The sequence below is a fragment of the Chitinophaga sp. OAE865 genome, assembly GCF_040546735.1.
GTDB lineage: Bacteria > Bacteroidota > Bacteroidia > Chitinophagales > Chitinophagaceae > Chitinophaga > Chitinophaga polysaccharea_A.
Map to the genome: position 1 here is coordinate 3299597 of NZ_JBEPOF010000001.1, position 26105 is coordinate 3325701.

At 42.9% G+C, this 26105-nt stretch carries 23 protein-coding genes; 11 read left to right on the top strand and 12 right to left on the bottom strand.

Annotation, left to right across the window (positions count from 1 at the left end):
• Nucleotides 1–57 precede the first annotated feature (57 nt).
• Nucleotides 58–654, bottom strand: a complete 597-nt coding sequence (locus tag ABIE50_RS13460; RefSeq protein ID WP_209860740.1) for a YceI family protein — start codon at nt 652–654, stop codon at nt 58–60.
• 391 nt (nt 655–1045) lie between these two features.
• Between ABIE50_RS13460 and ABIE50_RS13465 the strand changes: the two genes are divergently transcribed.
• Together ABIE50_RS13465 and ABIE50_RS13470 are read left to right on the top strand one after the other, a co-directional pair.
• Nucleotides 1046–2104 (top strand): sensor histidine kinase, encoded by a 1059-nt coding sequence (locus ABIE50_RS13465; RefSeq protein WP_209860738.1) that lies wholly within the window; start codon nt 1046–1048, stop codon nt 2102–2104.
• A 7-nt stretch (nt 2105–2111) separates the two neighbouring features.
• Nucleotides 2112–2837, top strand: a complete 726-nt coding sequence (locus ABIE50_RS13470; RefSeq protein ID WP_354028001.1) for a LytR/AlgR family response regulator transcription factor — start codon at nt 2112–2114, stop codon at nt 2835–2837.
• A gap of 104 nt (nt 2838–2941) precedes the next feature.
• On the opposite strand, the gene ABIE50_RS13475 is transcribed toward ABIE50_RS13470, so the two are convergent.
• Both ABIE50_RS13475 and ABIE50_RS13480 read right to left on the bottom strand, forming a co-directional pair.
• Nucleotides 2942–3772, bottom strand: coding sequence for a TapB family protein (locus ABIE50_RS13475; RefSeq protein ID WP_209860736.1), 831 nt, complete (start codon nt 3770–3772; stop codon nt 2942–2944).
• 120 nt (nt 3773–3892) lie between these two features.
• Complete coding sequence (locus ABIE50_RS13480; RefSeq protein ID WP_209860734.1) at nt 3893–4429, bottom strand: cupin domain-containing protein; 537 nt, start codon at nt 4427–4429, stop codon at nt 3893–3895.
• A 62-nt stretch (nt 4430–4491) separates the two neighbouring features.
• On the opposite strand from ABIE50_RS13480, the gene ABIE50_RS13485 reads away from it, so the two are divergent.
• Complete coding sequence (locus ABIE50_RS13485; RefSeq protein ID WP_209860732.1) at nt 4492–4980, top strand: serine hydrolase; 489 nt, start codon at nt 4492–4494, stop codon at nt 4978–4980.
• A gap of 293 nt (nt 4981–5273) precedes the next feature.
• On the opposite strand, the gene ABIE50_RS13490 is transcribed toward ABIE50_RS13485, so the two are convergent.
• On the bottom strand, nt 5274–5663 hold the full coding sequence (locus tag ABIE50_RS13490; RefSeq protein ID WP_209860730.1) for a hypothetical protein: 390 nt from the start codon (nt 5661–5663) through the stop codon (nt 5274–5276).
• A 684-nt stretch (nt 5664–6347) separates the two neighbouring features.
• Here ABIE50_RS13490 and ABIE50_RS13495 point away from each other — a divergent pair.
• The 3 genes from ABIE50_RS13495 to ABIE50_RS13505 all read left to right on the top strand — a co-directional run bounded on the left by ABIE50_RS13495 (nt 6348) and on the right by ABIE50_RS13505 (nt 8617).
• Nucleotides 6348–6800, top strand: coding sequence for an Hsp20/alpha crystallin family protein (locus ABIE50_RS13495; RefSeq protein ID WP_209860728.1), 453 nt, complete (start codon nt 6348–6350; stop codon nt 6798–6800).
• A gap of 116 nt (nt 6801–6916) precedes the next feature.
• A complete protein-coding gene (locus ABIE50_RS13500) occupies nt 6917–7402 on the top strand; it encodes a hypothetical protein (RefSeq protein WP_209860726.1) in 486 nt (161 codons plus the stop codon).
• 6 nt (nt 7403–7408) lie between these two features.
• On the top strand, nt 7409–8617 hold the full coding sequence (locus ABIE50_RS13505; RefSeq protein ID WP_209860724.1) for a cation:proton antiporter domain-containing protein: 1209 nt from the start codon (nt 7409–7411) through the stop codon (nt 8615–8617).
• A gap of 153 nt (nt 8618–8770) precedes the next feature.
• Here the strand turns inward: ABIE50_RS13505 and ABIE50_RS13510 are convergent, their stop codons facing one another.
• Both ABIE50_RS13510 and ABIE50_RS13515 read right to left on the bottom strand, forming a co-directional pair.
• Nucleotides 8771–9670, bottom strand: a complete 900-nt coding sequence (locus ABIE50_RS13510; RefSeq protein ID WP_209860722.1) for an NAD(P)-dependent oxidoreductase — start codon at nt 9668–9670, stop codon at nt 8771–8773.
• Nucleotides 9671–9760: 90 nt separating this feature from the next.
• Nucleotides 9761–10651: an AraC family transcriptional regulator gene (locus tag ABIE50_RS13515; protein ID WP_209860720.1), complete on the bottom strand. Its 891-nt coding sequence runs from the start codon at nt 10649–10651 to the stop codon at nt 9761–9763.
• Between the two features lie 158 nt (nt 10652–10809).
• Here ABIE50_RS13515 and ABIE50_RS13520 point away from each other — a divergent pair, with 158 nt between their 5' ends.
• Complete coding sequence (locus ABIE50_RS13520) at nt 10810–11001, top strand: hypothetical protein (RefSeq protein ID WP_209860718.1); 192 nt, start codon at nt 10810–10812, stop codon at nt 10999–11001.
• Nucleotides 11002–11085: 84 nt separating this feature from the next.
• Here ABIE50_RS13520 and ABIE50_RS13525 read toward each other — a convergent pair whose 3' ends face one another.
• A complete protein-coding gene (locus ABIE50_RS13525; RefSeq protein ID WP_142684930.1) occupies nt 11086–11382 on the bottom strand; it encodes a hypothetical protein in 297 nt (98 codons plus the stop codon).
• Between the two features lie 327 nt (nt 11383–11709).
• Here ABIE50_RS13525 and ABIE50_RS13530 point away from each other — a divergent pair, with 327 nt between their 5' ends.
• A complete protein-coding gene (locus tag ABIE50_RS13530; protein ID WP_209860716.1) occupies nt 11710–14895 on the top strand; it encodes a ligand-binding sensor domain-containing protein in 3186 nt (1061 codons plus the stop codon).
• A 1-nt stretch (nt 14896) separates the two neighbouring features.
• A complete protein-coding gene (locus tag ABIE50_RS13535; RefSeq protein ID WP_142684932.1) occupies nt 14897–15661 on the top strand; it encodes a response regulator transcription factor in 765 nt (254 codons plus the stop codon).
• Nucleotides 15662–15690: 29 nt separating this feature from the next.
• On the opposite strand, the gene ABIE50_RS13540 is transcribed toward ABIE50_RS13535, so the two are convergent.
• From ABIE50_RS13540 to ABIE50_RS13555, 4 genes are all read right to left on the bottom strand, one after another.
• On the bottom strand, nt 15691–17613 hold the full coding sequence (locus ABIE50_RS13540; RefSeq protein WP_209860714.1) for a RagB/SusD family nutrient uptake outer membrane protein: 1923 nt from the start codon (nt 17611–17613) through the stop codon (nt 15691–15693).
• Between the two features lie 10 nt (nt 17614–17623).
• Entirely contained in the window at nt 17624–20914 is a 3291-nt protein-coding gene (locus ABIE50_RS13545; protein WP_209860712.1) for a SusC/RagA family TonB-linked outer membrane protein, read from the bottom strand.
• 423 nt (nt 20915–21337) lie between these two features.
• The gene (locus ABIE50_RS13550; RefSeq protein ID WP_142684935.1) at nt 21338–22441 is read right to left on the bottom strand and encodes a glycoside hydrolase family 88/105 protein; all 1104 of its coding nucleotides are present in this window, start codon (nt 22439–22441) and stop codon (nt 21338–21340) included.
• A 396-nt stretch (nt 22442–22837) separates the two neighbouring features.
• Nucleotides 22838–23263, bottom strand: a complete 426-nt coding sequence (locus ABIE50_RS13555; RefSeq protein ID WP_209860703.1) for a hypothetical protein — start codon at nt 23261–23263, stop codon at nt 22838–22840.
• 263 nt (nt 23264–23526) lie between these two features.
• On the opposite strand from ABIE50_RS13555, the gene kynU reads away from it, so the two are divergent.
• Both kynU and ABIE50_RS13565 read left to right on the top strand, forming a co-directional pair.
• The gene (gene kynU, locus ABIE50_RS13560) at nt 23527–24825 is read left to right on the top strand and encodes a kynureninase (RefSeq protein ID WP_209860701.1); all 1299 of its coding nucleotides are present in this window, start codon (nt 23527–23529) and stop codon (nt 24823–24825) included.
• A gap of 8 nt (nt 24826–24833) precedes the next feature.
• Nucleotides 24834–25793, top strand: a complete 960-nt coding sequence (locus tag ABIE50_RS13565) for a tryptophan 2,3-dioxygenase family protein (protein ID WP_209860699.1) — start codon at nt 24834–24836, stop codon at nt 25791–25793.
• Nucleotides 25794–25867: 74 nt separating this feature from the next.
• On the opposite strand, the gene ABIE50_RS13570 is transcribed toward ABIE50_RS13565, so the two are convergent.
• On the bottom strand, nt 25868–26080 hold the full coding sequence (locus ABIE50_RS13570; protein ID WP_142684949.1) for a heavy-metal-associated domain-containing protein: 213 nt from the start codon (nt 26078–26080) through the stop codon (nt 25868–25870).
• Nucleotides 26081–26105: the final 25 nt, after the last annotated feature.

The following is a 26105-nucleotide window of genomic DNA, read 5'->3' on the forward strand; positions in this document are numbered from 1 at the left end:
GATTTGACCTTTGAGGCATTTCAGCTTTTTTTGATACCTTCCTTTAGATCTGCAGTGCTATTTTCGTTTTGCAGTGATATCCAGTTTTATTTCAATGTCGGGGAGTATATATAATTCCGCTTCGGGATCATTGAAACTATTCATACCCCATTTTAAGCGATTAATTGAAAAGCTGGCTTTTGTGGTTATGACATCGTTGTTAACGCTTACTTTGGCTGGAATGTCAATAGTGTTACTTTTCCCCAGCATGGTGAAAACACCACTGATGATATGATTAGACTGTGAGGACGATTCATGGGCAGGCGATACCTTTTCTATCTTAAAATTGGCTGTAGGATATAAAACTACATTAAAAAAGTCGGGGCTTTTCAAGTGGTCGATCAGTTGCTTATTGAGCGCTGAATCGACCAGATCAAAGTTTTTTATACTTGCAATAGGTATATCAAATGATCCGTTTTGGATATTACCGTTCGTGTCTCCAATGAGTTCACCGGATACAGCAAATGAGCCTATATGGAAATGATCGGGTGCGGAACCTTTCCATTCTATGGAAGATTGCGAGCCAGACACCACGTAGGTATGAACCTTTGACTTGTCTTTGAAACAGGATGAAATTAGAATAACTGATAAGAATGATACTAATAAATTCTTCATGCGGTTTTATTTTAAATAATTAAACGATGCCTTTCCGATAACCGTAACGCCAGCAAGCATTTCTGATCCTACGGCGATAAATCAATTACATTCGTCTTAAATAGATTTTGAAATTCAGATGCAATATTGAGGCTATTATAACTACTGAAAAACTTAAATCGATGTATGAACAGTTATGTAGTCAGGTAGTATTTTAAGTCGATAAACGTTCTTTAAATGCAACAGCCCGGTCCGGCAAAGTAATAGAGCGGGCTTATATTTATTTTAATGTCTTAAGTGCTGATTCTTTCTAGTTAATTGGTAATTTGTCGATGAAAGGCTGATTTTGTCTACATTTTTACTATTCCCGGAAATTCCCGGTTATTTTTGGGTGAAAAAAATTATCAATAAATTGTTCATTAAGTATCCGATATTAAAACATGTCATTTTCTGGCTGTGCGCATTCGTTCTGCTCACATACATATATGGCACCGCCTATGAAAGCTTTGAGCTGGGCATAAAAGTTATTGCGATGCTGCTGCCTGTTCACATGGTGTATTTATATGCTATCGACAAAATTGTTGTAAGTCATTTTTATCTGAAAGGCCAATATGTGAAGGCTGCCATAGCTACCCTGCTGATCATGATAATTGTTTCCTTTTTGTACCGGGTAGCAGAGATCTTCATCACTGATCCCTATATCTATAAATTTTACAAAAACACAGATAGCAACTTTTCATGGGAGCGAGTGAATTGGAGCAAGTCAAAGCAGTTGTTCAACCCAATTCTTTTTGTAACAGCTATTGAAAGAAGTAATGCAGTAGTATGGATAGGGATCACATTAAAGCTGTTTTCCTTGTCGCATGAAAGAAAGCAGTCTGCCTTACTGGCGGAACTTAATCTTTTAAAAGCACAGCTGCATCCACATTTTTTATTTAATTCATTGAATAATATTTATTCGCTTTCACTGGAGAAGTCGGAAAAAGCACCGGAAGTGATACTGGGCATCTCTAATATACTTAGGTATTCTCTTTATGAGTGTAACTCGCAACAGGTTTTACTTAAAAGAGATATTGAGATTTTAAAAGACTATATCAGGTTGGAGCAGATCAGGTATGAAGAGCGGCTTGATCTCAATGTTTTTATTTCCGAAAATACCAGCTCACTACAAATTGCTCCCATGCTGATGCTGCCGTTGGTGGAAAACGCATTCAAACATGGTACTGCAGGAACTATTGATATGCCCTGGATAAATATTCAATTGCATATCAGCGAGAATAGTCTTACATTGAATATCAGCAACAGTAAACCGGATTCCCCTCTCGCATCCAATGATTCATCGGGAAGGATCGGTATCCGGAATGTACAGAAACGATTGGATCTGTTATACCCGGGCAAACACAGCCTCAAATTTTTTGACGAAGAAGATTGTTTTATAACTTTACTCCACCTTAATTTAAGCCTTACCTGATTGTATTATGCCTATCCGGACATTGATCGTAGATGATGAACCACATGCGGTTGACGTAATTAAAAGATATTTGCAGCAAGTTCCTGAACTTGAACTGGTTGCTGCCTATCCCAATGCGATCCAGGCATTCCAGGAACTAAAAAAGAACAAAATAGATCTGATATTGCTGGACATCAACATGCCTGGCCTCTCGGGAACAGATCTGATCAGAAGTTTACAGCACCCTCCAATGGTTATTTTCACAACTGCATACCAGGAATATGCTATTGAAGGATTCGATCTTAATGCTACCGACTATTTGCTGAAACCCATTTCCTTTGACAGATTTCTGCGGGCTGTTGATAAAGTAATGAATCTGACAAAACCGAAAACCATATATCCGCCAGAACATGATATTACGCAGCCTGCGGCGCAGCCTTTTTACATTTATTTGCGCGTTGACCGCCAGGTAATTAAAATAGACACAGAAGAGATCCGCTGGATCGAAAGCGATAAGGATTACATTAAGGTTATTACAAAAAAGAGTACCTATGTAACCAAGCAAAAGATAAGCGCAATGGAAAATCTCCTACCCATATCGGCCTTCCTGAGAATACACCGTTCATTTATTATTCCATTAAATAAAGTGGAGGGATATAATCCTAATTATCTTGTCGTTGACAATAAGAGAATACCTATAGGCAGGAATTATAAACAAATTTGCGCTGAAAAATTCAATCCCGGGCAATCATAATATGGCTGTTTTATTGATTAGGAATAGCCCTGAAATAAACCAGGTATAAACCAGGTTCATAACAGGACTATTCACTTTTTGGGGTTAAGGCCTCATTCTGCAGGCTATTCAACTTTTTGAAGGGTAGTAGTGGAATTGGTATTACTGATGATCTTTTTAACGCCGCCGGAGGGCAACGGAACAAGTACAGTAAGCTCGCTGACGCTTTCCTCTTTTACGATACCGATGCCGTGTGCCACCCAAAGCGTTACGTTTTCAACGCCATCACCGGTGTATGTTCCGTCTTTCGTTGTAATAGTGGTATTTGAAGTGTTGGAATAAGTAAACCGGTTGCAAACAAAACTTCCGGCAGGCACCTCAATCGTTTCAACGATGGCGGTACCAAGGGATGTACTTAGCAATTGCTCCATCGATGCGGTATTTCCGTTACTTACATAATCAATATGCTGCCCCTGGGTAGTATTACCGGCAACCATCAGGATACTGCCATCCTTAATTGCATTTTCCATTGTAATAAATGCCGGAAAACCAAATGTTTCTGCTTTTGTTACTGTAGTATTAGGCATGCTTTTCAACAGGTTAATAGCGGTTGCCCAGGCCTCCGGGAGTTTTATTTCATTATAGGTTTTCCCGTTCAACGCGAATATTCTGTTGTCCAATGGCATTATGTTACCGCCGCTTTCTATATCCGTATGCACGTTGTAAATTTTAATTCCCGCAGAATCTTTTTCTGAATTTATCCATTGGGTGGCCGTTCCGGCGTCACTTCCATCACTGTTGATCTTATAAAGAAATTTTTTGCCTTTTGCCGGGATAAATGTTTGTGCGGCTTCTTGTTGCTTAGTATTATCTGTTGATTCCTTCCGGCAGGCGGAAATAGTGATAGTCACAGTTAACAGGATTGAGGAAAACAGTTTCATTTTGGATGTGTACATTGCTTTGATATTTTTATTTGAGTGCAAATGTATAAACGCTGCATAGCTTAATTGAAACAAAACGATTGATTCGCAATTTTGTAGCCGGATAACTCAAAACGTCGATGAATGGTTTCGTAGCTAGCAGTACCGCCTTAAAAGCTTTCTGCGCAATCCGGAAATGCCGGCCAGTAGATTCATGATAGCAATCGAAGTGCTGATAATGAACCTGGGTCCGGCAGGATGCATATCACTGATTTTAGCAACTACCGCTAATACCAACGGATTGCTGGGCATTCCCTTTTCGTTGGTCTTTCCATCTTTTGCAAGGCCATACAGTATACGCAGGGAATTTTCAAACCCTGCTGAACCAGGTATAATTACCGTCGTAAAAACTACCGGTAGCATTGACTCATTCGAAAAACGATGCCATTCGTTTTTTTGCACAGTAATTTTTCCGCCTGCGCTAAGGCGGGTGCTGGTTTCCCTGGTAGTTATCGTAAGTTCGCCTTCGATTACAATAAACGATTCGGAAAAATGCTTGTGGAAATGCATGGGTGTTCCGCCGCCGGGCATTAACTTAACCTGTAATGTTGTAATACGCCCGTTTGTCGTAACTGCCGATTGGACGAAAGTTACCTCATCTTTAATAACAGGATTTGTAATAGTTTCATGCATACTGCAATGTTATGAAAAGCAAATAAGTTGCGATATACTAATCGACTAAAGGCAGGTTTTGTATGCAGATGCCTGAATTTGTCGTTGTACCGGTATTTTTATCCGATTTTATTCGGGTACCTGATGGGAAAAATTTTTGTTTACGCAATTCTCAGTGCCTTCAAATTACATTTAAAAATGAGTTTGATGTGATGAAAATGCATGATCATTATACCAATGATAGATTCTTCACAAACCTGCGCTCCGTAAAAATCGACACGCTGCCCGGTATCAGATATAGTTATTCTAATGAGGGCATGGAACTGTCTGGCATTGTCCTTGAAAAGACTTACGGGCTGTCCTGCCAGCAGTTGCTGAGAAAATATATTACAGGTCCGCTGAATATACCGGCAACACCGACAGCACTCCTGATTAGTGATGCAACCAGTTATACCAAAGGCTATAGCGTGATAGCATCACCATGCCGCATGGAAACTGGAATAGGTTTGCCGGCGGAGCGGCAATTATTTCCAACAGTCACGACATGGCTGATTATTTTCTTAAGCACCTGATCCAGCAGCTTATCCGTCTGCTTAAATTTCTTATCGGTTAACTGGCATTCATTATACAATTGGATCAGGCTATGTAAGGGTGAAAAGGCAAGCGATCAAGCACCTCCTGGGGTAAAGCGTGAGGTACTCCCTCATCAGAAATTCCATTGTCTTCTACTTAACCAAAGCTTCCTTTTGTTAATCTCTTAGTCGCATAATCATAAGTATTTACTTACTTATATCAAAAAAATACTGCCCCATATTTATCTTGAATATTTTAACACATTTTCAGAGGAAAAATACTCAGCCCCCATTCATACCAGTCCGGTAATACGTGCAATTAAAGTTTCTCTGATCCTGCGATACAGAGCAGAATTGGGCTTAGGGTGAATAATTCTGGTCAGTTCATCCCAGCTAAATGTGTGCAGATGATCATCTTTCTTATCGCCAACAATAGTCCCATCCGAAAATTGAAGCCAAACCTGGTCAGCCTGGCCTATTGAGAGGAATCTCCCTTTCCAGTTGACCAGAAGTCTGTATAGATGACCTTCTTTAATGTATTCCGGGATCATTTGCCTTGTTTTTTGAAGCTCTGACAACCTCTTGATCAAGATGATTTCAACTAATGCTGGTGGTACTTCAAAATTGGCCGCAATATCGATACAAATAGTTTTCATCTCTTTGATCGTTTCCTTTTGATTCATGGACACGATTTATCTATATGAATAATGAATAGCATCTGCGCATAACTATAAATAATACTCGTTTCTCTTATTTGCCGGAGCGGTAAATAGCTATTTTGGTTGCTCAGTCTGATACTAACTGTAAACTAAATGCCCGGTTATGTAGTTTTTCAGGAAAGAAATGGTTGATAAATTTGGTTTGGCTTCCATAACATGAGATCATTATGATCTTCAAGGTTATAATGCAATGTATATTGTTTTTTGCATTAACGCGCGATTCCTGCGGATCTTTTTGAGTCTCAGAGGGGGGGATTTTTCCCGGTACGAGGTAAATTTATTTTTATTAAGTAGGCCCACATAACTGTACGTGTTATTGTTTCTGTCTGCGGGTAGAATTCAGGATTGTCGGTGCTTTTATATTTCAGTATCCGGTATTGAATTTTGAAGCCGTGTACCGGCTATTTGTAAAATGTTCCATTCTGTAGTTTGGGTTACAGCAAATCATGTAAATAACCGGTTCCCCCGTCATATTTCGATTAGCAGACCACCAGAGCCTGAAATTTTTTCGTTCTATTGAAAAATTGGCAGAAAAAATGACGAAAATTCCTGGGATGTTGCTCCGGCACAGCACTTGATGGCGGTTTTTTTACCGGGGTTAAATAGCATCCCCGCATAGTGATAACCAGTATAAAAAAGGAGGTAAGTATGTCAGGTATCCAAAAGAGATGGGCAACTTTCCCGTCATTGTTTAATCTGTTTGATGATTCATTTACCCGTGAATTCCTTAATTGGGATAATTTCAACGGTTCATCAAGTGGTACTACCATTCCGGCAGTTAATATCAAAGAAACTGCAGATAATTTTGAAGTACAGATGGCAGCACCAGGTATGGAGAAGAGCGACTTCAAGATCCAACTGGACGGTAACATCCTGACCATCACCTGCGACAAAGAATCCAGCATAGAAAGTGATGAGAATGAAAAGTTCACCCGCAGGGAGTTCCGTTACCAGGCTTTTCAAAGAACTTTACTATTACCCAAAGATGTGGTTGACCAGGACCGGGTTACAGCGAAATATGACGTCGGCTTGCTGCAACTCACTATCCCCAAGCGGGAAGAAGCCAAACAAAGACTTTCGCGGTTGATCAGTATTGGCTAAACAGCTATTGGGCTCTGGTTGAAGCAGGCCTGAAATTGCAGGTCTGCCTGGCAGCCGGATAGATATCAGGCTCACTCATCATCCCATGTAAGTTTTAACAATAAAAAATTAAAGAGATGAAAACCGTTGTGTTCATGACCTTCCTCATGATGGCCAGTATTGGATGCAATGGCCAGGAGAATAGAAAAAAATACAGCTATCACAAAGGTGATACAACAATAGAAAATCAACCGAGAATATCCTGGAAGGTCAATAAGGAAATCGACAGTAATGGCAACATTATCAGATATGATTCAACCTATGTGTGGTCTTACACGAATAAAGGCACACATGAACAGGTAAAGGTTGATAGCGTGATGAACCTGTTTAAAAGCAGGTTTGACACCCAGTTCAGGAACTTGTTCAGGCAAAACTTCGGAACGCCGGTGTGGAACGACAGTTTATTTTACAGGAAGTTCACGGACCCGGGCTATTTTATGCACAAGTGGAAGAACAATGAACTGGATATAGATAATTTCATTTCGCAAATGGACTCAACCCGGAATGCCTTTTTAAAAGATTACTTTCCGGGATTGGAAGCGTCGGAAAAGAAAAATAAGTGATAGCAGATGAACGAACTGTCGCTACTTCCTGTCGCGGAAATGTGCGTGGTGATTTTTGCGCTGATTTTTTTGTTGAAGAGATTGAAACAACCCTACCAGATCGCTTATATCCTTGCGGGTATATTGCTTGGTCCATACATGCTACATATTTTCTCTGGCCCTGAGCAAACGGCGGTTGTAGGAGAGATTGGCATATTATTGCTGATGTTTTTCCTTGGAATGGAGATCAATGTTCCCGGTAAACAAAGTCATTTGGTTAAGCCGTTGATAGCGCAGGGGACAAAAATGATATTGGGGTTTGGTTTTGCGCTATTGATAGGTTCCCTGAAGGGATGGTCAATTGTGGATATTATTATGCTCTCCGTTTTGTTTGTCTTTAACAGTACCGCGGTAGTTAGCGAATATCTCAAACGAAGCGGAGAGCTACATTCAGATTTTGGTACCACGATCCTCAATATACTGATCACCCAGGATATCCTGCTTGCGCCTGTGCTCACCCTGTTCCAGTTCTTAGGCAATAAGGAATTTCACATTATAAAGATAATAGTGCCGCTGACCCTTTCGCTTATTATCTTTTTAATATTAAAAAGCCTGCGTAATCATAAAGGCCACGGTTTATTTACCGGTAAGCTGATTAACGATGAGGAAGATCACGATTTCCAGGTCTTTGCCGGCGCTGCCATTTGTTTGTCTTTCGGAGTACTGGCTGAGCTCAATGGTTTAAGCGGGTCCGTTGGCAGCTTTATCGCAGGGATGATCATTGGCAGGTTACCGGCATTTAGCTGGCTGGAACATTCCCTGAAACCGTTTAAGGTTTTCTTCGTTTCCCTGTTTTTTGTTTCTGTAGGTTTACGGCTGGATATCTCTTATTTGAAAAGCAATTATGCCGTCGTCTTTGGTGGCACTTTTTTTATTCTCTTTAGCAACTGTGTGCTTTCAGCGCTGGTGTTCCGGTTACTTCGGTACGATTGGGAAGAGAGCTTCTATGGCGGCGCGCTGCTTTCTCAAACCGGGGAGTTTGGCATTCTTGCCTTAACAGTGGGGCATAGCTTACATGTAATAGAAGAGGGATTGTTTAAAGCAGGCATCGCTATCACAGCGCTTTCGTTGCTTCTATCTACAATCTGGATTGGCCTGCTGAGGGGACTGACAAACCGGTGGAGAAAAAGTCCCCTGCGGAATACAGGGCGAATTTTAAAGCAGGCAGGTGATTGAATTTTCACATGGTCCGGCTGGTGTTGCAGGAGCTATTAAAAAAGTATTTGATCCTGTTTAAGTCTTCGTATGCTTTTCGGGGAGTATGCGCATGCGCATACTCCCCGAAAAGCTATTTTCAATGGACATTAACAGGCTTTACTTCAAGGCCTGTTAACTTGCAGGCTTCCGGAGCACTTCAATCAAACTATTGATCCCCGCTTTTTCAAAACCCTGGTCAACAGTGGCGCTATACAAACTATAAATGATTTCCGGAAGAGAAGTGTTAATGCCGGCTTCCCTGCTCGCTTTTAGGGTATGTTCTACACTGGCTTTAAGCATGTGCATATTGTTGTCATCACCGCCGTAAGTACCTTCATCTGTTTCCCTGAAAGTTGAAGATTCTGCTATCAGCACCGGCATAAATTGCATAAATTTATTCAGATATGGTTCAAACGTTGCTGCCCTGATACCGGCAGATTGCACCATAGCAATAGCATGTAGTATACCTGCTGCTGAAATATACATATAGTCGAGCAACGCCTGGTAGTACATCATGGCGAGACGGGGGTCTTCACCGCGGAAATCAGTAGCGGTCATTACTGATAATACCGGCTGGTGCCGGTCAAAAACCTCTTTTTTACCGCTGTACAAAGTATATATTTCAGGGCCTTCTTTACCAATATAAAGCGGTGGTACCATAATACCGCCGGAAAGAAAGGAAGCACCGAGGTGCTCCAACCAATTGGCTGCTGCCGCTACCGTGCCCGGCGAATCGGAGCCCATATTAACGATAGTCTTTCCTTTAAGGGCAGTCTTTGCTGGCTCCAGCACGGTATACATATTGGCATATTCCGTAAGACTCATGATCAGCAGCTCACTGGCTTCTACAGCAGCTGTAATATCCGGGGCCAGTATAGCGCCCTGTTCTACCAGGTGTGCCGCCTTTGAAGAGGTACGGTTCCACACAGTTACTTTATATCCTTTACTGAGATAAGCGGCAGCCATTGCCTGCCCCATAGGGCCCAGCCCGATCACCGTTAATGCCCCTGCATTGTTTTGTTTGTTTTCCATTGCATAAGTTTATGATGCAAGTTAAAACGGGTAGCCACTTACCGGGCATTGCAATTGTCGGATTTAACTTAGAAAATGTCGGAAAATGGATCAGGACTGCCGGTATTTTAATGGATTGATGCCGGCATGTTTCTTAAAGAAGGCGGAAAAGTAGTCAGGGTTTTCGAAGTGCAGGCTATCGGCGATCTCCGAAATGGTAGAACTGGTTTGACGTAACAATGATTTGGCATGATGAATACGTGCATTATGGATGATCTGCAGGGCTGTCATACCGCTGATGGTCTTGATAGTTGAGGAAAGATGTTTGGTGGTCAGGTGCATCTTATCAGCATAGAACCTGACGCCTGATTGTTGCCGGGAATACTGCTGTACGAGATTCATGAACCTGTTGTAAATTTCCTGCGGCCTGTTGGCAACAGGTCCGGTTACAGGCTCCGGTTCGGCATATTTTTGAGCTAGCAGGAATACGATCTGCAGATAGTGCTGAATAATGGACCTGCTGAAAGAATTATCTTCCTGCTGATATTCCTCACTCATCTTTTTGAATAGCGCTGTAAATTCTGCAGTAGCCTTTTCTGTAAGCACTATTTCCGGGTTGCTGAAATAATTAGATAATGGAACTTCCTGTTGTTTGTAATGCCCCGTTGGTGCGGTATGAAGAAATTCCGGTGTAAAAAGGATCGTGAAACCGTTAACAGAATAGGCACCATCGGCATCACAGGACTGCAGCCTGTAAGGGTTCACAAAAAAGAGCTTATTGCCTTCCCCTGAGAAATTATAGTGATCCAGTTTAACCGGATGCCCGTTCTGCTGAAAAGTGATTTCAAAAAAATGATTTCTGTAGGGAATATCATTCAGGCAATTATATATTTTCCTGTCATCCCATTGAAAGATCACAAAATCCCTGAACCGCATTTGGATATCAATATCAGATGCAGTAAGGAACTCGTTTATATCTGTATAGTTATTAATAACAGGCATACTGCAAATTAATGAAATTAGCAGAAGAATGATCCTGCCATAAGAAAGAGTCCAATCCCCCGGAGCAAAAAAGGGGCATTAATGATCACTTTGGCAACAGTCAGCTATCAGGCTATAAAAGCGGCAATAATAAACCCGATAAACAGCCTGAAAGCCGAGTGAGAATTTCCAGGAATACCATCAATTGCACCCGCATTTGGAAAAGCGGAGGTGCGCTGGGGTTCCGTAGTTACTGTGCTGTTGTGCCTGATAAAAAGATCGGTATGATCTGGCTTTCCAACCGGTCAGACCTTGCAGATGATGAAATCGCGGAAATGGTTGATCAGATATTGTCGGCCGCCAAACAATAATGTATTTGAAGAGAATATGCCTCCTGCAGATAAAATTACGGGGGAAAAGAACAGCGCTTTTTTTCAAAGCGCTGTTCTTTTTTATTAGTACTCCTGGAAGTCATAATACGATGGGCTGCCACCGCCGCTTACAGAAACCTCTACATAAGTATTTGCATTGTCTGCAGCATTACAGTAAACCGGGTTAGATGGTGAAAGAAATCCATACCCGTTCGCAGAATATACTATGTAATTGCCGGAAGAAACATACAAATAATTGCCCGACCAGCTTAAGCCAGGTATGGGGCCATTACCGAAGGCATAGATGAAATTCCAGGCGAAAGCAGGTGAATGCAGGCCAGGTAGGGAAGCCGGCTGTCTTAACGCGGAAGTTGCTTTCATGCTAAGGCCGCAGCTAAGGAGGATTGCCGCGGTCAAAAGTAGAGTCCTTTTGGTCATAAGATAATTTTTAGAAGGTTAATGTGATGAAACTTCCTAAAAGTTAATGAGACTTTTTTTAAGCAATTCATCAATTTGTATCATATTGTCGACAATTTGTATCATTATAGATAAAGTATTCATGTCCCGCCTCACATGCAGATTGCGCGATACACATTCCCCGGAGGTTCCATCTTTAAACGAATTACAGTACGCACTCCAACAGATGATACAATTTATTTTAAACCTATAGGATTTTGATATCATTATTTATATTTGGACCTGGTAGTTATGAAATTCTTCGGTTATATCGCGTTGCTGAATTTACTGTTACAGCTTGCCATTTCTTCATGTTATGGGCAGTATTATTTTAAGCATTATCAGGTGGATGATGGGTTGGTGCACAATGCAGTAACCGCTGTAATACAGGATAGTACGGGTTTGATATGGGTAGGGACCCGTGGTGGGCTGAACCGTTTCGACGGGTACTCTTTTAAAGCATATAAAAACAATAATGATCAATTCGGCAGCCTGGGAAATGATGTTATTAATTGTATAGCCGAAGATAAGAACAGGATGATCTGGATAGCTACGGGCAAAGGTCTTTTTAAATATAACCCGTACAAAGAAGTGCTCACGGAACTTGAAACCGTTCCCAAAGAATATACCAACAATCTTGTTGTAGACAATGATAATAACCTATGGTTCCTCATCCGGTTTTCCCTGTATAAATACATACAGGCAGAGAACAGGGTAGAGGATTTAAAAATAAAAGCATCCTGTATCGCACTGGATTCAAGTATGAATTTGTGGATGGGAGATAACGACGGTAACATTCATATCTATAACCCTCAAAAAAAACCTGGTACCAGGATAAGGATTGTTAGCAGAAGTTTGCCTCCAAATGCACGGTCCATCAGCAAAATCTACCCTATTGATAATAACAGGCTCCTGATAGGCTGTTTTAAGCAGGGACTGAAAAGCTATCATACCAAAACCGGCATCGTTCGGTCCTTGTCACTGGACGATGATAAAGATAAAGACATATTTGTCCGCGATATTGCCGCAGGCAACGACGGGCAATACTGGATTGCCACCGAATCAGGAATTTACATCTACAATTTAGCCGGCAACAGGAGCATAAGCCTGAAAAAAAGGGCAGGTGACCCTTACGCTCTGGCAGACAATGCTGTGTATGCAGTATGCAGGGATAAACAGGGCGGTATGTGGGCCGGTACCTTTTTTGGTGGCTTAAATTATTATTCAAAAGATAATGCACGGTTCGAAAAATATTATCCGGTACCGGATGCTAATTCTATTTCGGGAAATGCAGTAAGGGAAATATGTGCCGATAGCAGCAACCATTTATGGATCGGTACTGAAGATGCAGGGCTTAATAAATTGGATTTAAAAACAGGAACATTTACAAACTATACGGCTACAGGCAAAAAAGGAAGTATCTCTTATGATAATATACATGGCCTGTTTTCCTGGGGAAACAGGTTGTTTATCGGCCCTTTTTTGCAGGGTATGGAAATAATGGATACACATACAGGCCTGGTTACAGACCGGTTTAAACTTATTGGTGATAGAAACAGACTGGTAAGTGATTTTGTCATTTCAATCTACCGGACAAGAAGCAATAAACTGCTGGTGGGTACCGCATATCGTAATGCCGGGCTATTTGAATATGATACCCAACATAAAACATTTAAGCGCATTAGTCAGATACCATACAACACTTACATTTACGATATATTTGAAGATTCAGAAGGAAATATCTGGACAGGCAGTGTAAAGGAAGGCGCTTTTTATTATAATCCTGAAACGGGCCGGCATGGTAATTTACGCTTTGGCGATACTACAAAGGGAAAGACCATTAACGAATTTCCTGTGTATAATATTTTTGAAGACAGCAACCATGCTTTGTGGTTTGCCACAACCGGTTCCGGGCTTATAAAGTTAAACCCTGACCGGAAAACCATCAAAAGATATACAACGGCAGTCGGATTGCCAAGCAATGTCTTGTACAGCATCCTGGAAGACAGTTCAAAACACCTGTGGATCAGCTCGTCCAAAGGCCTTATTTGTTTTGACCTGCAAACAGAACAGGTAAAAGTGTACACACAGGCCAACGGATTGATAACAGACCAGTTCAACTACAACTCGGCATATAAACATACCGATGGTAAGATGTACTTCGGCTCCGTTAAAGGAATGATTGCCTTTGACCCGGCTTTATTCAATCAAAAGGAACCCAGCCCGCCTACATATATTACAGGTTTCCAGGTTAATAATATAGAAGCGGTACCCGGCGGGCATAACAGCCCGCTTTCCAGATCTATTTTATATACGGATACGGTTATATTAAAATACGATCAAAATAATTTCAGTATTGAGTTTGCCGCGCTGAACTTCTCCTCACCCCGGGCAACGCGCTACAAATATCTGATGAAAGGTATTGACCAGCCCTGGACTTATCTCAATACCAATCGCAAAGCCTATTTTACCGATCTTACCCATGGCACCTATGAATTTGTTGTTCAGGCTGAAAGCAATACCGGAAGCTGGACGGGCAGGGAACGACGGCTGGTCATTAAAATTCTCCCGCCTTTCTGGAAAAGCAACTCCGCCTATATTGTATACCTGCTGCTCTTAGGCACTATTATATTCATCACTGACCGTTTATACCGTCAATACCTGGAACATAGAAATTTGCGGAAGTTGCAGCTGTTTGAGCACGAAAAAGAAAAAGAAATTTACCAGGCCAAAATAGAATTTTTTACCAATATCACACACGAAATACAAACCCCGCTTACACTTATAGCAGGGCCTATAGAGTGGTTGAGCAAAAGGTTTCACAATGATCCTGATGTAAAGAAAAGCCTGGCAATAGCTGAAAGAAACACCCGTCGCCTGATAGAACTGGCCAGCCAGCTGCTTGATTTCAGGAAAACTGAAGCGGATCAGTTCAGCCTGAATTTTGTAGAAACGGATATTGTCGGGCTGATAACCGACCTGGTAACAGGCTTTAAAGGGCAGGCTACCGGTAACAATATTGATCTGGCTGTAACGTTACCGGAAAAGAACTTTACGGCTTTTGTAGACCGGGAAGCGCTCATTAAAATATGCACTAATATAGTGTCAAATGCCATTAAGTACGCAGCTACCAGGGCTACGGTTAACATAAGCACGGTAAACGATGCCGATGAATATTTTACAATCAGGTTTAACAACGATGGCAAAGGCATACCGGAAGAGTTTAAGGACCAGATATTTGAGCCCTTTGTAAGGGTGCGTGGAAATGACAGGCCAGGAACCGGTATCGGGTTGTCGCTGGCAAAATCGCTCACAGAGCTGCACAACGGATCGCTGCGATTGATTTCCGGGGAAGCAGATCTGGTTATATTTGAACTGCAACTGCCCATACACCAAAAAATTGAATTTCAATTGAGCAGTTGGAAAAAGATAAAGTAGTATGACTGAAAGTATTCTTATTATTGATGATAATGAAGATATCCTGGAGTTCTTATCTGTTGTTTTGAGAGATGCCTACAAGTTGCACCTTGCAAACAACGGGGAAATTGCACAAGCCGTTTTAAGTAAAGAGATCATTCACCTCATCATATCGGATATTATGATGCCGGGAATTGACGGGTTTGAGCTGTGCAGGCTGATTAAATCCAATGTGGAATACTGCCATATCCCTATCATTTTATTAACTTCCAAGAATACATATAAGGCCCACATCGAAGGGCTGGAAGTAGGAGCAGACGCTTATATACAAAAGCCGTTCTCATCGGAATTGCTGCAGGTGCAGATTGCCAACCTGCTTAAAAACCGCCGCAAAATAAAAGAGCATTTTGCCAGTTCGCCTTTTGAGGATGTGAGGGTAATGGCGCATTCAAAAACAGATGAGGCCTTTCTAAAGAAGCTGGATGAATATATCAGGGAAAATATTAAAGACCCCAATATTGACATTGATATGCTTGCTGCACACATGTTCATGAGCCGAACTACGTTATATCGAAAGATCAAATCATTATCCTCACTATCCCCTAAAGAACTGATAGATATTACGCGTCTTAAAAAAGCCGCGAATTTAATTGCCAGGAATGAATTCTCATTTTATGAAATTTCAAAGATGATAGGTTACAGTTCGCAAAGCCTTTTCAGTCGGAACTTTCAGAAGTATTTTAAAATGTCGCCCATCGAATATTTTAATTCATTGCCAAGGGAATAAGCGGAGTAGTGATAAGATTACCCTACTCTTTAATCTTTGTCCTCATCGTCAACCGCATTTTCCCATTTGGTCCACATCTCTACACCAGGGGCATAACCGTTATACCCGGGATTCTGACGCAGCTTCCCATACAGGTTTGCATCAATAGCCGATTGGGGAATTGGCCAATAGATATTATGTGGTGCTATGGTGTAGGACCTGCCCTTTACGGTTACCTTATTTTTATTGTAGTAATTGCTGTAATGTTGTATACGCTGATACCAGTAACTGTTGTCTGAAAGGGTATTCACATTATAACTATTGCCCCATTCATCTGCTTTGCCACTTAAGGCCAGGCTGTACGACATACGGCTTAGCTCCATGTGCCGCCATTCTTCCATCCATAATTCACGGGCACGCTCATTGGCAATATCGCCAATAGTAACTGTGGTGTATAACTGCTGGCATTTTGCTCTTTGTCTTACAATATTTACATCTGCTGCAGCTGCGGCTATATTCCCTTTATAAAATTGAGCCTCCGCACGAAGCAGGTAGGTTTCCGCAAGACGATAACAGTACCAGTCGGCCGACCCGCCCTTGTTGTTATTACTGGCAGCATTGCCAATATGATCGGGATCATTTACAAAAACTTTATAGTGCGGCCAGTCAAACCAGTTACGCACGGTGTCGGTGCACAAGATTTTGTTGCCATTATAAAGTCGCAGGTTTTTACCGAAATACAATACATCAGAAGGATCATTATACTTCATGGAATCCATTATTGCCCAGTTGCCGACACGGCTGTTGTGCCGCAGATCTGCAGTATCATTGATCCCGTTTACGTTCCAGAGATCATGTTGTGCAAAATAGGTGGGACTGATCATCGCAATACCACGACCCACAGCGGAATTATAGTCCACGTTGGCCCGGTAAGAACTGCTGGAGGAAGCATAGCATTGCATAGATTTTCCTGCGGGTGAAACCAATGTAGAAATATTCCACATGGGGCCCCAGTTCCGCATTGTACGCATTTTTATAGCTGCATCGGTACCATCACGGTTGGGCATGGCAAGAATGGCTTCTTTGTTAGACATGATACATTTGTTCACCGGGCGGTGCAGGTCCCATATCACATTGCGCGTAATATGCCAGGTAGCTTCCAGCGGGCTCTCAAACGTACCGAATGTGGATGTCATTAAAGAATAGCCTGAATTATTAATTAAAGAATCGGCTTGCGCAATAGCTTTATCCCATTGGCCGGTAGCAAGGTAGCATTTGATCAATAGCTGGCGGCAGGCGCCTTTATTTACCATTCCTATGTAAGCCATACCAGACTGATCAGGTACCCACTGTACAGCATCTTCCATATTTTTGGTGATCATTTCTAAAATAGCCTCACGACTGGTGCTTTTATAGTTTTGTTTGGGAGAAGATGGAATCCGGGTTATCAGGGGAACATTGTTGAACTGAAAACACAGGGCAAGATAACGGAATGATCTGTGAAAGTAGGCCCGGCCTATATATTCATGCTTTGTAGCTTCATCCAGGTCGGGAACTTTATCAATATAAGAAGTAATTGTATTGGCATACTTAATGCCATTATAGGTTTCTCCCCAGAAATAGCTCAGCATGTTCACATCATTAGTATACATCCCGTCTGTTGGAGTAAGCCGTGTAGCTACATCTGCAAAAATACTTCCGTCATCCGTTTTACCCGATACTGCCATGTCTGATAACATATACTCGGTGTTAATAGGTACTGATATATCCCTTGTTGTAATATAGCTCCAATAACTTCTCAGATGCTTGTCGCACATTGCTATCGCAGCATCCAGCCCCGACCTGGTGGTGAAGGTAGCTTCAGGCTCATAAAAAGACAGGGGATCCGGTTTAAGATATTTCTTACTGCAGGAGGCAATCATTGCTGATGTGATCACCACGAAGAAGATTTTTATTATATAGTTATTTTTCATGCGTAAAATTTTAGAATGTCAGGTTTAATCCAAGCGTGTATATTCTCGGCGCAATATCACCGGTTTCTATATCCCAGTAATTCCAGTTTTTATCTTTTTTCCAGACTGCCACATTGCGGACCGTCGCATATAATTTCAGGTTTTCAATCCCTGCCCGTGAAATAATTTTGTGTGGCATTCTATAGCCAATTGTTACGTTATCAAGCCTGATAAAGGAACGGTCAAATACCCTGTTGGGTGCGGCAACCCCGGCCGGCCCCCTCGCATCCAGCCGTCCAAAGAAATTGTCCGGCTTATCGGGCGTCCAGTATCTTTTGTCGTATGTATTGGCATTGTATGTAACCAGTGAAACACTATTGTCCTGGTTCAGGTAAGAAGTACTTAAGCTTTTATTACCCCAGTAAGAATAGATGTTGAACGAGAAATTAAAGTCTTTATAGGTAAAATCATTTCTTAATGACCACATAACGGGTGGTGTAGTCTGGCCCAGGAATTCCTTATCATTATTATTATAGACCGGCTTTGTGGTTCCATCAGCGTTTTTAATGTCATCTGCCGTGTAATTATTGGCCACTTTAGGATCGCCGGGGCGTTGGCCGTATCTGGCGGCTTCAGCAGCCTCATTTACCTGCCATATTCCTGTTACACGGTAGTTCCAGATAGCACTGGCCGGTTGCCCGATAAACCATCCGTTGGATATATCATCAGATTCTTTGGAAGCTACCACATTTCCACTGGCATCCAGCACATCCTCATACCGGTAGTAAAGATGCCTGATGGTATTTTTATATTTCGAGAACCCAAAGGTGGTATTCCAGCTAAAACCGGGCATTCTTATATTTTGTGAGGTAACTGAAATTTCGAAACCCTTATTTTGTACTTCCCCTAAATTGGTAGTGATACTGGTAAATCCTGAGAAATCAGGCAGCGATTGGCTCATGATCATATTGGTGGTGGGCATGTAATAATAATCGAGCGTAGTGGAGATCCGGTTATTTAAGAAAGCAAGATCCAGCCCGATATTAAATGCAGTAGTTTTTTCCCATTGCAAATGTGGATTTTCCATACGGTCGATCCTTAAATAGTAATACTGGATATAATTACCGCTGGCGTCTACATATCCCTGGGTGGTTGCGCCATTGGCAAGATTGGCCAATGCGATGTAAGGATTGGCAAGCGACCTGTTCCCGTTTTGCCCGTAAGACAAACGCAATTTACCATTGCTCAGCACATTCCAATTAAAGAATTTCTCGTTGGTAAATGTCCAGGCCAAAGCTGTTGAAAAAAAGGTAGCCCGCGGATTGGAGGTACCGAAAGCAGAATAGCCATCACGGCGCACAGAGGCCGTTAACATATAACGGTCATCATACGAATAAAACACGCGTGCAAGCATACCATCGGCGGTTTCATGTGAATCGTCCGTATTAAAACTACTGTTGAGCGGGTCGCCGGTAGAAGTTTCATGAAATCCTAATGCATCACTCGGTAGAATATTACGTGCGTTAATAACATCGCTCCAATACCGCCTCTCTTCTGCTTCCTGGGCCAGGGTTACATTTACCTTGTGCTTCCCGGCAAACGTTTTTTCCCAGGTGATGGTATTATTCAACGACCAGTCAAAGCGTTTTCCCCAGTTCCGGTCCACACCACGGTTAATTGGCAGCCAGTCGGGATGCTCGGCCGATTCAAAATAACGGTTATAATACCACTGGTACCTGGGGGAAACATTAAAGGAGTAAGTGATATTAAAAGGCAGTTTTACTTTGGCAGAAAGGATGGTATTTAGTACAGTATAACCTCTTTCAAGTTTCATATACTGTTTGTTGAAGTCAAAATTATAACCTTTGCTGGCAGTCATTTCATCTCCCATAGGATGTACTTCCAGGTTCCCATTCTCGTCTCTGTAAGATGCAAAGGGGCTGTTATTGATGATCTGTGATCCCCAGTTAACTGCGATATTTCCGTCGGACCGGTCCTGGAAGTTAACATTGGCGCTGATATCCAGCCAGTCGGTTACCTTGCCCTCCACCTTTAAGTTGGAACGTACTGCCCTGTAATTATCACCCACAACCACACCCTGGTTAGATAAGTAGCCAGCAGACAGGTAGTAATTCATTTTATCGCTGGCTCCCGATACGCTGAGGTTATAATCCTGGTTAAAACCGGTACGGAAACTATGATCATACCAATCGAAGGTTTTACCTTTCAGATAGTTATCCAATGTTGTATATTGAAGACCTAACCGTTTGGCCCATATTTCATTATCAGATGCATTAATTGTATTCGTTGAATAGGCTCTCCATTCGTCAATGCTGATCCCATATTTTTTCAGCATATCGCTGGTAGGCATTTCATAATACCCCAGTTTGCCCGCTGTTGCCGCTTCTGATATGTAAGGCTCATAAGCCCCCGTTGCTGAATTGATGCCATAGGTAGCAGCCGTATACCAGTCCTGCCGGTATTGCATATAACCATCAGGCCCAAAAACTTTCCTGTTGGCGGCCATATCGGAAAGCCCGAAGTTGGTGGTCATATTGATGGTAGGTTTTCCTTTTTTCCCTTTTTTAGTGGTGATGATAAGTACCCCGTTGGCTGATTTTGCCCCGTAGATGGCAGCAGCAGAGGCATCTTTAAGGATATCAATCTGCTCAATATCATCAGGATTGATTTCAGATAGCTCTCCATAGAAAATCATACCGTCCAGTATCAGCAAGGGATCGTTATGTCCGCCATCCGTGTAAACGGAGCGCTGGCCCCGGATCCGTATCGTGCCTCCGCCTTTTGCAGAAGGATCAAAACCTACGCTCACACCTGGTGTTCCGCGTATGACATCCTGCACCGTTTTAGGGTTCTCGTCTGCGATCTTGTCCGGGCGGATAGAAGTTATTGCTCCGGTAAGATCTTTTTTCTTCATGGTGCCATAGCCGATAACAACCACATTGTTCAGGTCGTTGGTAGCTTGCTGCAGTATAATATTCAACGGTTTTCCATCCGGTATCACCTCCCTGCTGATATAGCTTACGTGTGACGCTCTCAGGGGTACGCCTTTGTTAGCCTGAATGCTGAAATTTCCTGATACATCTGTTTTTGCGATCACTGTTGTTCCCTTGGCTGCAATTGTAACACCAGGTATTCCGTTACCCAGGGAGTCTGTAACTCTGCCTGTTATCGTTTGCTGCTGTGCTTGGGTACAAAAGGGAAACAGCAAAAACAATAAAGCCCCGAGTAATCCGGGCAGTAAGAGTCCCGTGAACAAAGAAGAGGGCTGGGTCTTCCTGGTTTTTGTATAGTTTTTTTCCATAATGATCATTTAGTCGCTATCGCGATGAAATTTATAATAGCATATATTGGTTTGTGCAGATGGGATATCATCCCCGCTTGTTTAATGAGCGGAAGGTTCATGATTGGCTGATGCATGCTTTATCATAAGTGGACGCGCTTTTCCCTTTTGAGTAGTGGAAAACTGTATAAAAGCCTTTCAAAAACTAACAGCATACTACACACCTGATCTACGTGGTCTGTCTTTGTGGAATCATTAATCTTAATATTGTGGTACGAAGTAAAAATTCTTTTCTCGTACGTTTTATTCAACTTTTTGTCGAATCATTCCAAAGTAAAGAAGTATAAAAGAAGGGCTGTTAAATCATAGGTAGAGGGAACCTGGTTTTCAGGCTAAGCCGCTGGCGCTTCCTGCAGGGCGCCAACGGCAGCATTAACTATCCGGTTATTTTCCTAAAAGTGCGGTTGCGCACCACAGATAGGGCGCCTGCCCGTGAAGGTCGCCTGCATTACGCGGACGGTCGTGGTAATATTGCTTATCGTTCTTTTTGCCAGTACCAACACAAACTTCGGTTACATTATTACGTGCATCTATATACGAAACCATGGCCATCCATGCTTTTCGCGCTGCGGGAGCATACTCAGCCGCATTTAACCATCCCTGCTGAACGCCTGTAATAAATGCATAAGTAAACATAGCGGAGCCGGATGTTTCCGTCCAGAAATCTGCTTCATCAATAAGCTGGTTCCACATTCCACCCGGCCTTTGGTGTTCTTTCAGGCTTTTCATCATGGTAAGATAACCTTCCATAATACGGGGACGGTCCTTGTGATCTTTAGGCAGGTCACGAAGCAGGTCAGGCATGCCTACCGCCATCCAGCCGGCTCCTCTTGCCCAATAGTAGGGAACATCCGGAGCGTGGTAGAAAAGCCCGTTGGGACGTTGCAGCTCATTCAAGTAAAGCACCATTTCTTTTGCAGCCCTGTCAATATATTTGCGGTCGCCGGTTACTTTATAGGCTTCGTTTTGTACAACCGTGATCATATACATATCGTCGATCCACAAGCGGGTTTGCCATGAATACCCTTTATCGGCCCAGGCTTTTTCATCCGGTTTCGCATCCTTTGGTACTTCCCATTGTGAATCGGCATAGGCTAATCCTATTTTCTTGTAGCGCTCGTCTTTTGTTACCTGGTAGAGTTTCAGGGCAATGCTGCCAAACATATTGTAGTCCACATGGTTCATGGGTGGCAGCAATGCTTTTTCCAGGGCAAAGAAGGGTTCAAATTTATCCCGTAAAAGTTTGATGAGCTTCTGGTCTTTTGTTTTTACAGCATAGTCCAGCGCACCATTCCAGGTGCAAACTTCAGCATAGTGAATATACTTTCCTGCATAGAGCTCATGTCTGCCGTCCACGAAGTGGTAGGCCAATCGCTTGCCCACGTCGCCGGGTGCAGATCCCTTTGGAAATTGGGTCAGAAGATCCTGCTGTGCAAACAGGAATTGAAAAGATATAACCGCCAGCAACGATAAAAATAATTTACTCATAACGCTTTTTTGTAGAACTTATTTAAATTTTAGTGAATATTTCCAATGTTATGAACAACGACTTCTATAGATCATATAATAGAATCGTCTCCATTTATACCAGCCGGGAAGTATCAGTTCTGCGACTGGAATCGTGCGAAGAAATAAAATATCTCTTTTAAATTTTGTTCAGCTTTTTGTCGATTTGATCCTAAAAAAGGAGCAGCAAAAATACCTGGAGTGTACGGAGGGAGTCCTGGATGGAGAAAATACTATGCCCAATGCCAGTACTCATTTATGGGAGAGATATGGAAAAAGGTTTATCAGGAATAGGGGTCTGGTAGCTCCGGGGCATAGATGCGGAGAGAATTGCCTGGGCTGGGTATTGCGGGTCACACAAAAACAGGTCAGGCCCGATCAGTCTTCCTCCTTATTATACAGGCTTTGTTCCAGGAAACTGCTATTCCCCTTCATAAAAGCGTCGAGACATGACCGTGCGAAAGAGGTATCCATGCCATCCATCTGTGTACTGAATTTTGGATTGAGCACATCTTTCTTTTTAAAAAATCCCTTACGTTCCATTTTAGGCCGCATATATCCTATCCCAACACGGCCCCACAGGCCTCCTGAAATGCAAAAGGTTTCCTGTTCGCCAGGATTATTCTGCCGGTTTATTTCAAAAAAATAAAACGGATTTTCAGGACTGCTTCCACTCGCTTCGATCTGCTGGTAAAGATCCTCCCAATTGATCTCCTGGTAAAGCCTGATGGCTTCTTCGCTGTTGCAACCCGCATAGGCAACAGGGTAGCGGGTAAATGGCGATTGTATTTTTATATCGTACATAAGCGGTTTATTCCGGTAATGCGGGTGAAATTATAGCATTTCCAAATTTATTTGGTAGTGTAGGCAATTTATATTTGTTTTGCCCCATCGTTACAACTAATGGAGAATATTTATAAAAATATTATCAATCGACCTTCTTAGCAGGCACTCCTCCTGCCGGTAGCATTCCGCTGCCATTATCCACCTTATCAGCATGTATTTTCCGGCGTCATTGACAGCCATGTCTGTGTACGCGATTTCCAATCATTAACATACTTATCTGTATGATTTTCGAAAACAATCTGGCCTTCGCACAGGGCCTGGACAGACAAGATCCGTTACATCACCTGAGAGACGAATTCCTTTTCCCTAAGCAGAACGGCACGCCGTTCATTTATATGTGCGGTAATTCACTCGGATTACAGCCGCGGGCTGCCCGTAGTTATGTTGATCAGCAAATGAACAACTGGGAAAATCTGGCCGTTGAGGGATGGTTTGAAGGGAAAACTCCCTGGATGTACTATCATAAAGAACTGAAGGGCCTGATGGCCCGTATCGTTGGCGCCAGTCCCCGGGAAGTATGCCCCATGAACACACTCACGGTAAACCTGCACCTGCTGATGGTAAGCTTCTACCGGCCTACTGCAAACCGGTTTAAGATCATTATGGAAGCCGGCGCTTTTCCTTCCGATCAGTATGCAATGGAAAGCCAGGTCCGGTTCCACGGCTATGATCCGGAAGAAGCCATTATTGAAGTGCGGCCACGTGCAGGTGAGGCAACCTTGCGGACAGAAGATATACTGGCTGCTATTGCCCATCACGGCGATCAGCTTGCGCTCGTGTTATTTGGCGGTATAAATTATTTTACGGGCCAGTGGTTCGATATGCCGGCTATCACCAAAGCAGGGCATAGCGCCGGTGCAGTGGTGGGGTTCGACCTGGCACATGCCGCTGGTAATGTACCATTGGAATTGCACGACTGGGATATTGATTTTGCCTGCTGGTGCTCTTATAAATACCAGAACGCAGGCCCTGGAGGAATAAGCGGGATCTTCGTACATGAAAAGCACTTTTCCGATACCTCGCTCCACCGTTTTGCAGGCTGGTGGGGATACCAGGAACAGCAGCGATTTAAAATGGAAAAAGGGTTTATTGCCGAAGCAGGCGCCGATGGCTGGCAGGTAAGCTGCACCCAGGTGATACCAATGGCATTGTATCATGCCTCACTCAAGCTCTTTGAAAAAGCCGGTTTCATTGGCCCACTGCGGGAAAAAAGTACGAAACTAACTGCCTATCTGCATCATCTTATCAATGAAGTGAATAAAACGCTGGGCTTTGAACAATACAGGATCATCACCCCGGCCGCCGAAACGGAAAGAGGCGCGCAGCTGTCTGTCGTAGCCAGATACAAAGCCAAAGAGATCTTTCACGCGTTAGTAGCCGGCAATGTCCTGGGCGACTGGCGGGAGCCGGATGTTATCAGGCTTAGCCCCGTGCCGCTGTACAACAGTTTTGAAGATGTTTTCCTGGTGGCAGCGCAGCTGCTGACCATAAGTAAAGAACTGATCACGCCAAAACAATAATTACCGGTATGGAAATAACAGCTGAAATTAAAGACAGACTGTCCCTGTTGCAGGAAAAGTATGCCGCGATGGGGCAGGACATCACCGCATATCTCGATGGCCTGCTGTATGCCGATTACCTCACTTATTGGGACTATATCCACCTGGATACACTACTGAGCCTCCAGCATCCGAAAACTTCCTATCCGGATGAAGAGATCTTTATCATGTATCATCAAATCACCGAACTCTATTTTAAACTGGCCCTGCATGAATGCAAACAGATAAGCAACCATACCTCACTGACCCCTGCTTTTTTTGCATCCAGGCTTAAAAGGATCAATGCCTATTTCACGGCATTGGTATCCTCTTTCGATATCATGGTAGACGGAATGGACAAAGAACAATTCCTGAAATTCAGGATGTCGCTGCTTCCTGCAAGCGGCTTCCAGTCTGCGCAATACCGTATGATCGAGATTTATTCAACCGAGCTTATTCAACTTACAACAGCTGGTAAAAGAGATGCATTAAAACATGCCTCACTGGCGGAGCAGTTTGAATACATTTACTGGAAATACGGCGCTTCAGAATTATCTACCGGCAAACAGACGCTTACCCTGCAACAGTTTATTGCAAAATATGCCGGGCAACTTCTGCAGCTGGCCCAAAACAATACAGACCGTAATTTTTCCTCCCTGTACAAAACATTGCAACAACAGGGAGAAGACATGAGCACTGTGGAAGAAGAGCTCAGGAAACTGGACCTGTTCGTAAACGTGGAATGGCCCTTGTCGCATTATAAATCCGCCGTAAGATACCTGGAGCGCGACCCGGTAGACATTGCCGCTACAGGCGGCACCAACTGGCAGAAATACCTGCCGCCAAGATTTCAGAAAAGAATTTTTTACCCATACCTGTGGACGGAAGAACAGGTGGAACAATGGGGGAAATCCTGGGTGATGAACGTATTGAAGACTTACAGGATTTAACAACCAGGAAGCCCGGTATACGTTCCTTCTGGTCCGCTACCGGGCTGGTTGCTTAAAATTAAAGCAGTATTTATTTATGCTATTGCTTCCGCTTTATATCCCGCCTTTTCTATAGCCTGCTGTATCTGCTCTTTTCCTGCCTTATCTGTAGAAACAACCAATAATTTATCCGGGCTGAGGAGATCTACTTCCCAATTATCCTGTCCTGCTACTTCATTTAATACAGGCGTAACGGCGGCAATGCAACCTGAACATTTAATGTTTGTTTTGAACTGAACTGTTTCCATGTTTATTTCTTTAAAAGTTAATTAT